Origin of the sequence: Acinetobacter sp. YH12219, assembly GCF_013417875.1 — a bacterium.
GTDB classification, from domain to species: Bacteria; Pseudomonadota; Gammaproteobacteria; order Pseudomonadales; family Moraxellaceae; genus Acinetobacter; species Acinetobacter amyesii.
Genome location: NZ_VPDC01000025.1, coordinates 30,514 through 39,911, shown reverse-complemented (window position 1 = coordinate 39,911; position 9,398 = coordinate 30,514). Strand labels below are relative to the sequence as shown.

Genomic DNA, 9,398 nt, shown 5'->3' with positions numbered 1-9,398 from the left:
TTCTGAATGGCAGATTCGTAATATCCATCAACTCATTCTAAAAAATATCGATGATGACAATGCAGGACGTTATCGCCAACAAAACGTGTTGATTTCAGGTGCTACGACTAACCCACCCGACTATACATTGTTGAATGATAAAATGGCTCAGCTTGTCGATTGGTACAATACTGAGGCACATAAGCTACATCCTATTGAACGTGCAGCTAAAGTACATGCAGACTTTGTAGGCATTCATCCATTTATTGATGGGAATGGTCGTACATCACGCTTATTGATGAATCTCGAATTACTTAAAGCTGGATATCTGCCTTGTGTGATTACAGTAGAAAATCGTTTGGCTTACTATGAAGCTTTAGATCAATGGTTGGCTTATGGAAAGACTGAAGCTTTTATTCAGTTGGTTTCTGAGGCTGTATTGGAAGGGTTTAAGCCGTATCAGGTTGTTTTAGGTATTTAGAGCTATCTAACTTACATTTTAATTTATTTGGATGGGATAGTGCACTCAGCGCGCACCATCTTTACAATTTAAATAATTGTTTATAATAAACATTTATAACCAACCAATGTCATTGTACCGCGAAAAATACCGCTAAAATTCAGCATCCTAAAAATATTGATGATGGCAATGTAGGAGGTTATCGTCAGCAAAACATTTTAATTTCAGGTGCTACGGTAATCCCCCTAAAAATAATAGGATCTAAAAGTAGAATTTTCTCTTAAGATACAAGCTGGAGATTCTTCATGAAAACATCTTAATATCCTGACAGTCATATCATGTCCATCTTGAAGCAAGCTGAATCTAGTACCCCCTTGTTACCATTTTTTGCCGAGAACATAGCATGTGTAAGGCGAGTTTTTAGAAATGGCGTGCTAAATATAGTGGTATGTATGCCTCATTAATTACACGACTGAAAGAACCTATTCGGCCTGAGTAAGTATGATCATTAGATTACATGCCTGACCAGCTGAGTGATGGACGAAGTAAACGCTTGTTGAACATGATTGATGATTATCGGCATATAGGATTGGTGATTTAAATAGGGCTATCAATGCCTGTACTACGAGTCATTCGTACACTGAATTAGTTGCTTGAATGGCGAGATAAACCACTTGCAATTCACTATGACATTGGATCTGAATTTATTAGTGTTTGATTGGTTAACTGGGCAAAGTTGCATGACAAACGTATCGTACTTCAGCCTGGGAGGCCATAACAAAATGTGTATATCACAGGTTAAGATCGCAAGATCCCTTACAGTTTGGTATGCAAATATTTGTTCGATACATTTAAATAAGTACAAGACCATACAACAAATTGATTGTTATTCTATAAACATGAAAAATCATACAAAGCCAATGGTAACAAACGACCGTTAATGGCCACTTAACGTTTACTTTTACTTTTACTTTTACTTTTACTTTTACTTTTACTTTTACTTCGATTATTTATTGGAGAATTATCTAGAAGATGAAACAGCATTTTATGCTAATTCATCCTCCTCAATTCAAAACAAAATACCATTTTTAAATGTTTAGTTTAAAGCTTATATTCATCAATCACCTTTTGGGCTTCTTTAAAACCGTTTTGAGCAGACTGCTTTATCAACTGAACCCCTTTAGATTCATTTTTTGGAATACCTTCACCAAAATAATACATGATACCTATTATATATTGTGCTTGAGCATGACCAAGTTCAGCAGCTTTTGAAAACCATTTAAATGCTTCTTGATCATCTTGACGCTCCCCGGCATCTTCGCTGAAATAATCTGATCCCAAGGCAAAATAGGTCCGTGAAATATAGTCTTTTGCTCTTTCATGACCTTGAACAGAAGCTTTTTCAAAAAACTCTAAAGCTTTTATATAATCTTGAGGTACACCGATTCCTCTAAAGTACATGATGCCAAGATCAAATTGTGCTTTTGCATCACCATTTTTTGCATGATTTGCAGCAGATATAAAAAATGCATCACCATCGATAACTTTTCCTGCTGTATTTGCCACTGTCAGTTGCTTATATGGCATATCCCATGAACTTTTAAGTTTATCTAGTTTTTTTTGAGCACCTTCATGACCTTGTGCTGCACTTTTTTCATACCATTCTTTAGCTAAAGTTAAATTTAATTCTGTACCTTGACCGTCATAATACATTTCACCAAGTAAGAATTGAGCTACTCTGTTTCCATCTGTTGCAGCTAATGAGAACCATTTTAATGCTTCAGGTAAATCTTGTTGCATTCCCTGACCAGTATAATAACAAGTACCCACATTTGCTTGTGCCCCAGTATCACCTAATAAAGCTCCGCGCAGAAACCATTCACAGGCTTTTTGTTTGTTAACAGGCGTTCCTTCACCTTTGTAATACATGATTCCTAAATTAAATGGCGCAAACTTATGGTTGTGATATGCAGCACTCGTCCATGCTTCCAATGCTTTAACATCATCTTTTTGGATATATTGATTATTAAACGAGACATTTCCCTTATAGTAAGCATTACCGAGATTAAAATAATACTCACCATTAATTTTATCAACACGCGGCTTGACAACTTTTTCAACCCCTTTATGTAATGGTGAAAACATTTTTTCAATTCCAAGGGTAGCCATTTCACCAGCCTTATCAATACCACCTACAACTCTGGAATGAATTTCTTCGCTTTTTGTATTAGCTGTCACATAAGAAGGGAAAGTTAATACGAGTGATGAGAAAAGTAATTTTGCCTTTAAATATTTCATATAAATAAACCAATAATTTGAAGATTCTTTATGATCTAAAATAAAAAATGCAGTCTCTGTTTTTGAATCAGAAACTGCATTTTTCAAAGTTATAACTCACACTTAGTATTCAAAACTCGCTGTTCGCTTAAATTGCTGTATTTCTCGCTCTGCTAGATTATATTCTCGCTGAACTTGTCCCAGTTTATTACTAGCTTCGTTATATCTTTCGCGATAATACTTGCGCGACTCTTCTTTAAGATCAGAGCTATACATATTAGATTTTGCTGTAGCAATTGTATCTTCAATCGATTTTAAATTTTTATTCGCGTGATAAAACTTATTTGCCACATTGTAATAGGGTCTTAAATTATTTTGCATTTCCATTGGACAACTTTGATATGTTCCTCTACCTTGCAACGCATAATCAAAAATCGTTTGTGGATTACAATAATTTTTTAGACCTTTCTTATAACCAGTAGTATAGGCTTCTGTATCTAAAATCGCGTTGTGCTTCATACATGCTTGAGCACGCTTTTGCATGAATGAACCATTACCATTATAACCATCATTCTGCCCAATCAACGACCAGTTTGCTGAAAGACATTCATTTTTAGACATAATAGCACAGCCATTTAACATGACAACACTTGCCAACCACACCATTTGTAACTTCATTTCACCCTCAAATGTTTTGTTTTTTATTCAAAGACCTTCAACTCCCCATAACCCATTGAAGGTCTATTTTGATTTAAGTTAATGTAATCACACGTGTGTTGTTTGCAACTTTCACGCCATTCACAAGAACTTCTGTATCTAAGACATATCTTCCTTTTGATACACTCATAGGGAATTTCCAGCTAAATGAGTTTTCAAATGCCCCTGAGCCAAAATCTTGCTTATTGGTCATTTGTACATCCTTAACTAATTCACGAATCACTTTACCATTTGCATCTTTAAGCACCAGCTTTTCTTGTACACGCTGTAATGGCTCTGCGACCCCTTCAACTACAGTTAAATCGGATTTCACTGTAATACTTTGATTTGCTTGAATAGTCTGATTAGGAAGAACAACTGTTGAGTATTGTTGTATCCGTGTTTGTTGTGGCAATTGTCCTTTATTGGCTTGTTTATATGCCATTTCAACTTCAGCAGCGGACTTTTTTTGAATAGTGTGTGCATTAATCATTACGCACCCTGCTGCAAAAACTGCACCACCAATGGCAGCACCTGTTGCAGCATAAGTACTATCACCCACAGATGCCCCGATTGCCGCACCAAGTAATGCACCTACTGCTGTAGACATTCCAGTATTACATCCACCATTGGCTGACGTTGCCAATCCACCAGTACTTGCACAACCTGAAACGGCTAAGGCTGAACTCAGCATAGCAATAGACATAGATTTTTTCATTTTATTACCCCTCTTCACATTTCAAATGATTATTGAATTACCATATCGTCAAAGGCCGCTGACTCACCTGCTTCAGCCTGACGTAAAATACGTTTTGCTTGACCATTACTCGGGGAAGCAGACAATACTTCTCGAGCCAAAGATTTAGCCAAACCGTAGTTATTCGCATTTAATGCACGCTCTGCACGACTGAGCTGAGAATCAAAACGTGCTTCATTTTGACGCCGTGCCGCTTCTTCAGCTTTTTGACGCTCTTTTTCTAAAGCTTGTTGACGTTCTCTTTGTGCTTGTTCAACTTGTCGTTGAGCCTGTTCTGCTTGACGTTGTAGTTCTACTCGTTCACGTTCTGCTTGTGCTAAACGCTGTGCTTGCTCAACCTGATGATTGGTATTTTGTTGAGGTATGTTTTGAATAGCATCTTGTACAGCCTCACTTTCTAATGGAACTTCCTCTACTTCTTGTTCTTGCTGAAGATTATATTCTTCAATCATCGATTCAATTTGTGGCAGTAACTCTACGCCCCCCACAAGTTCTGAATCAAGCTCTAATGCAGCAAGCAATGTCTGATGTGCTTGCTCCAAGTTCCCAGCTTGTAAATATTCTTTCGCTAAAGTGAGCTTTTCTTTTGCAGAAGTTGCTTGTGCTTCAGCCGATACAACCAATTGAACAAAACTTGCATTGGTTTTACATTCTGCCTGGTTGAGTTTGATGATACTCAACGCACGCATTGGCATCTTTTCGCTCAATAAACTACTAACTTCTGCATTTACATTTTCACATGAATCTACCAAAGGCTCTTCATCTACAGAAATCGCTTGATCTGTATCCTTATTACCACTAAACATAATGACAATACCAATAAAAAATACGGCAAAAGAAATCGCGATATATTTAAAAATAGAGTTTTTGGGCTGTGGTGAATCTAAAGGTGTTTGCTGATTCATGCTTTTTGATGGTAAAGGACTTTCAACACTTGCCACAGATGACGTCTGTTCAAAATACTCATCTGGTTCATTGTCTTGAATTAATAAATCTTTTTGAGACTTTAGTTTATATTGTTCTGAGCTTAAAAATTCATTTGGGATTCTTGCTAAATGTTTTAAACGGACAAAAACACCTTCTTCCTTTTTAAAAGCATATCGATCATAAGTCCGCATTAACTCAAGAGATGCACCTACGACAATGATCCCGACTAATTCTTTACCCTTTTTCGTAATATGTTTGACCACAACCGATGTATCAGCAGCCTCATTATTTTGAGCTTCACTTAGTGTTTCACTAACCGTCGATTCTGGTAAGTCACTGACTATTTCTTGTGGAATAGTCGATGTTTCTTCTGGCTCTACAGGCAGAGTTTGAGCTTGAACGCTTTGTGCAACACTACAAAAAGGACAAAACTTTACTTTGAGCTGTAGCTCCTGCTTACATCCAATACAAGCTGTATATTCTTGCTGCTTAACCATTTCATTTAACCTATTACTTCTTTTTGTGTTGAGCATGAGCAGTATTGCCCTCCTTCGAGAACAATACTACGATGGGCATTATTGTAAAATTGGCGGCATGCCTGGAATTGGTGGTGGCACAGGCATTGCAAGCTCAGGGCATTGGGCAATTGCGATCCAATTAGCTAAACCTTCACGCCATACCATCGTTGCAGTGTTAATTTGTTGCTGCTGCAACATTTCAACCACTTTAGAATGTGAGTATGGTCCAAAGTTTTGCCCATTAATCGCTATATGATATTGATACTGAGGTTGCTGCAGAATGGGTGGTGGCATCGCGCCTGGAGGTGGCGGTGGAGTCATGCCAGGCATTGCAAAAGTCTCTATTGGCGAAACTACTTCTGCCACACTTTTTTTCACAAGAAGTTGTTCATGTGTTTGTAAGATACTTGGTGACATATTCATCACCCATTTCAGACGTCGACCTTTATTTGGCTCACGAATTTCATCCTGATATGCATCCTCGTCCGAATCTTTGAGCACTTCAGCCCATTTTTCCATTTCTTCGCGATATTCAGTTAACTCGTATGCACGATCAATAAGGTCCTGAGGAATTTCCTTACGTTGAGCAAGTTCAAGTAGCTCTCGCTTCAATTCTTTTGCAATTGCACATGCAAAACCGACATGTTCAACTTGTGCACCCGTTTCATTTTGAACAAGACGTGGGGTATAGACTTCACGCTCATAATGATCAACCAATGCAATTAACATGGTTAAATTCGCATCACTGAGTGACTTAAATTTGTGTTGAACTTGATCATAAATATTATCGCGATAGGTCTGAGGCAAACCATTTAAACGGAAGCCACGCTCATTTCCTAAACGACGTACATCACCACGTGCAACCGCAAATTCATATTGACCACTTGGTATCAAGCCTGGAACATCACAACGTTTTAAGACGCCCAACATCACTGCTTTCAAGTAACACTTAAAGTCATCCGCTAAATTATTTAATTCATCAGGTGTAGGCGCATATGGATGTTTAAAGCGTGTTGAATCGATATGTGTATGTAATGGTGTTCTTTCACTCTCTTTACGATAGCTCGTACGCCACGTCTCAATACCACGTAAAATGGTCAGTGGAATACCTGAAAGCTCTACATAACACACTGCACGACCAGGTTCACCTGTTTCCACAATCGACAATGCTTGTGCATTTAAGCCTAGACCGCTCGGAATAGCTCCCGTCAATTCATGTTTATATTTTTTACTGAATTGATCTGCACCATTTACACCAATAAAACATTTGAAACGGTCTGGTGGTGGTGTGAAATCACCTCCCATTTTAGCGTCGACCCAAGGCATGGCACGCTGTAGCCACTCGGTAAAGACATTTTGACGCTCCACTACACTCATATTTTCAAGTGCTTTGTAAAGTGGATCTTCCTCTTGATCATTCTGTTCAAAAGCAACCAAACGGCGTTCTGCCATACGAATGATTTTGATCAATAATGGTGTTTGCTGATCTGGATCAACAAGAACTTTAAAGAGCTCTTTTGAACCGCCGAAGTCTTTAAATGCTTCTGCTGCCCATTCACAGAGTAAACGAGGATCAATATTCCGTTCTTTTACATCTTCAGTTTCGATAATTTGCAAAGTGGCGTGCTTGGTACGAATTTGTTGATGAATTACTTCACGATCATGATCAAGACGGTTCATCATATCGATAACTGACTCTTGACCATTTTGTAGATCACCCATCACCCCATTCCAAATAGTGCGACCGCTTTCATCTACCCCTAAACTGTTACCTAACCAGCTTGAGATATCTTGCATCAGCTCAATCGCTTCTAAAGCAGCTTTGGCACGTAGATGGAAGGAAAGTACATTAGCAATATCTTTACGTAAATTATCTAATACTGAACGCGCTTGTTCTTCTTTATTGCCACCACTAAAGATACTCAGTAGACCTCTACCTTTGGTCTCTTCCAAATCTTTTAGTTGCTTTTCATACTCATAGGTCAACAAAGCGTCTTTAATTGCAGTATAACGATTTGCTGAATTTTTCAGTTGTAATGCAATCCCAGAGTTCGCATTTTCAATACGATCTTTAATTTGCTCAACTAAAGAAATCACATATTCAAAACCGCCTTGCTCATGATTATCTAAATACAGATATAAACGACTTTCGATATCTTTCTTGAGACTTTCAAAGAGTGCTTTACGACGGCGCATGACACGATCTTCAGCAGTATCTGCCATCGCATCTGGATTACGAATCACATCACGCATTAAACCTTGCATCGCTTTCCGGACTTCATTTGCCCACTGATCACGATCAATATTACTGATTTCACTAATGCGTTGACTGACACGCTGACGGGTTTCTTCAGCAATATCCACTTCCACGCCGTTCTGTCCTGAACGAAGTAAAGTATCTACAACTTCTAAATCCATGAATTCTGTATTGAGTTCACGAATTTCTGGATTTTTCAGTGTTGTAGCAGAAAATTCAGGAAGATTGTTGAATGGCACTAGACTAAGATTCATGTTCTCAGCCATGAATGTATCACGCTTTTTTTCACTCGCACGGTTTGCAGCAGGATTGGCACTTGCGACACCGAAGAATGCTTTCAGCATATCGGAAGCCAAACTATAGGCATACTCATCATAGCGCGCTCGACCAAGCGTATCTAAAGTTGCTTGCCCAAATGCTGAATAAGCACATGAATAGTTTAGTTTCATGTCACCGAAACGACCTGTCGGTACAGGTGGCGCAAACATATGAATTTTATGCTGCCGTTGGTTGACTGCAACTGAACGTTTACGATTGGCGAAGTCAGCAGAACGGTAGTCCTCAAATAATGTGTCCGCAATCATCGAATACACATCATTCATATTGTCTGTATGTTGACGAGCTAAGTTACCGGAATCAATCAGATGCACTTCATCATAAGGCTTAGAGGCAAGCTGAGGACGATCATAATCATCCCATTTTTCCACATACTTCGAATGACCCACCATCGCAGATTCAACTTCCATCAATGCCGCATAAGCATTGGCTTCAGTACGTGCCTTGTTTGCACTTGAATAGCCTGTAGGCAAAAATAGCATCAATTCAACATCAGCTGCTTCAACTTCATTACTTGCCACCCACTTAGATAACCAGCCCATATCCAAGAATGAACCTGAGCCTGTACCACCAGCAACAGAACCTAATACCACGATACGGAATTTACTGGTATCGAGTTGAAGATTGAGCTTACGCAGTATGTCATCACGAGACAGGCCTGCTTTTAAAGTATTTAACTTTGATCGAATTTTATCACGTGTTTTTGGATATTTATCAAAGAAATATAGACGTGAAACAGAACGAATCTGACCTGCACCTTTGGCAGGATCAATCCCTAATTCACGAATTTTTTTAGGAGTTAACGGCAACCAATTTTGAATATGCGGATAACGACTTAATGATGCATCATCACGGCTATATTTTTCGATATCAAAAGATTCAACAATCTTTTCATCATCGGTAAATTTCACCAAGTTGTATTGCAAATCTTCAGTTTGTGCACGACCACTATCAATAATTGCACCTTGATCTAAGTCAAAGTGCATGAATTGCGCGATGGGGAATTGTGATAAGTTTTCTAAGCGAACATTATCACTGCCCCAACTTGCATTGAGAATACGACGACGCACACGCATCATCACTTCCATACCTGTACCACCCACACCAATGTAAAGGGTTGGTCGGAGTTTTACCGTCTGCTCTGCAGATTTGGTAGCCGTGTTTGTATTGACACTTTGTGCGTCTGTCATA

The 9,398-nt window shown here is 38.6% G+C and carries 6 protein-coding genes; 1 reads left to right on the top strand and 5 read right to left on the bottom strand.

From position 1 onward, the window contains the following. A partial coding sequence (locus tag FTV04_RS14565; RefSeq protein WP_180090160.1) for a Fic family protein occupies positions 1-460 on the top strand: 460 nt, incomplete at its 5' end. Between the two features lie 1,080 nt (positions 461-1,540). Here FTV04_RS14565 and FTV04_RS14555 read toward each other — a convergent pair. The 5 genes from FTV04_RS14555 to FTV04_RS14535 all read right to left on the bottom strand — a co-directional run bounded on the left by FTV04_RS14555 (position 1,541) and on the right by FTV04_RS14535 (position 9,397). After that, positions 1,541-2,824, bottom strand: coding sequence for a tetratricopeptide repeat protein (locus FTV04_RS14555; protein ID WP_180026591.1), 1,284 nt, complete (start codon positions 2,822-2,824; stop codon positions 1,541-1,543). A 15-nt stretch (positions 2,825-2,839) separates the two neighbouring features. After that, positions 2,840-3,394: a DUF2799 domain-containing protein gene (locus FTV04_RS14550; RefSeq protein WP_180026590.1), complete on the bottom strand. Its 555-nt coding sequence runs from the start codon at positions 3,392-3,394 to the stop codon at positions 2,840-2,842. Between the two features lie 73 nt (positions 3,395-3,467). Next, complete coding sequence (locus tag FTV04_RS14545; protein ID WP_180026589.1) at positions 3,468-4,130, bottom strand: hypothetical protein; 663 nt, start codon at positions 4,128-4,130, stop codon at positions 3,468-3,470. A 29-nt stretch (positions 4,131-4,159) separates the two neighbouring features. Continuing rightward, complete coding sequence (locus FTV04_RS14540; RefSeq protein WP_180026588.1) at positions 4,160-5,593, bottom strand: hypothetical protein; 1,434 nt, start codon at positions 5,591-5,593, stop codon at positions 4,160-4,162. Between the two features lie 78 nt (positions 5,594-5,671). After that, on the bottom strand, positions 5,672-9,397 hold the full coding sequence (locus FTV04_RS14535) for a tubulin-like doman-containing protein (RefSeq protein ID WP_180090158.1): 3,726 nt from the start codon (positions 9,395-9,397) through the stop codon (positions 5,672-5,674). Position 9,398: the final 1 nt, after the last annotated feature.

Coding starts and splice junctions, on each gene's coding strand:
- FTV04_RS14540 (WP_180026588.1), bottom strand. CDS start 5,593: ATGGTTAAGCAGCAAGAATATACAGCTTGTATTGGATGTAAGCAGGAG.
- FTV04_RS14545 (WP_180026589.1), bottom strand. CDS start 4,130: ATGAAAAAATCTATGTCTATTGCTATGCTGAGTTCAGCCTTAGCCGTT.
- FTV04_RS14535 (WP_180090158.1), bottom strand. CDS start 9,397: ATGACAGACGCACAAAGTGTCAATACAAACACGGCTACCAAATCTGCA.
- FTV04_RS14550 (WP_180026590.1), bottom strand. CDS start 3,394: ATGAAGTTACAAATGGTGTGGTTGGCAAGTGTTGTCATGTTAAATGGC.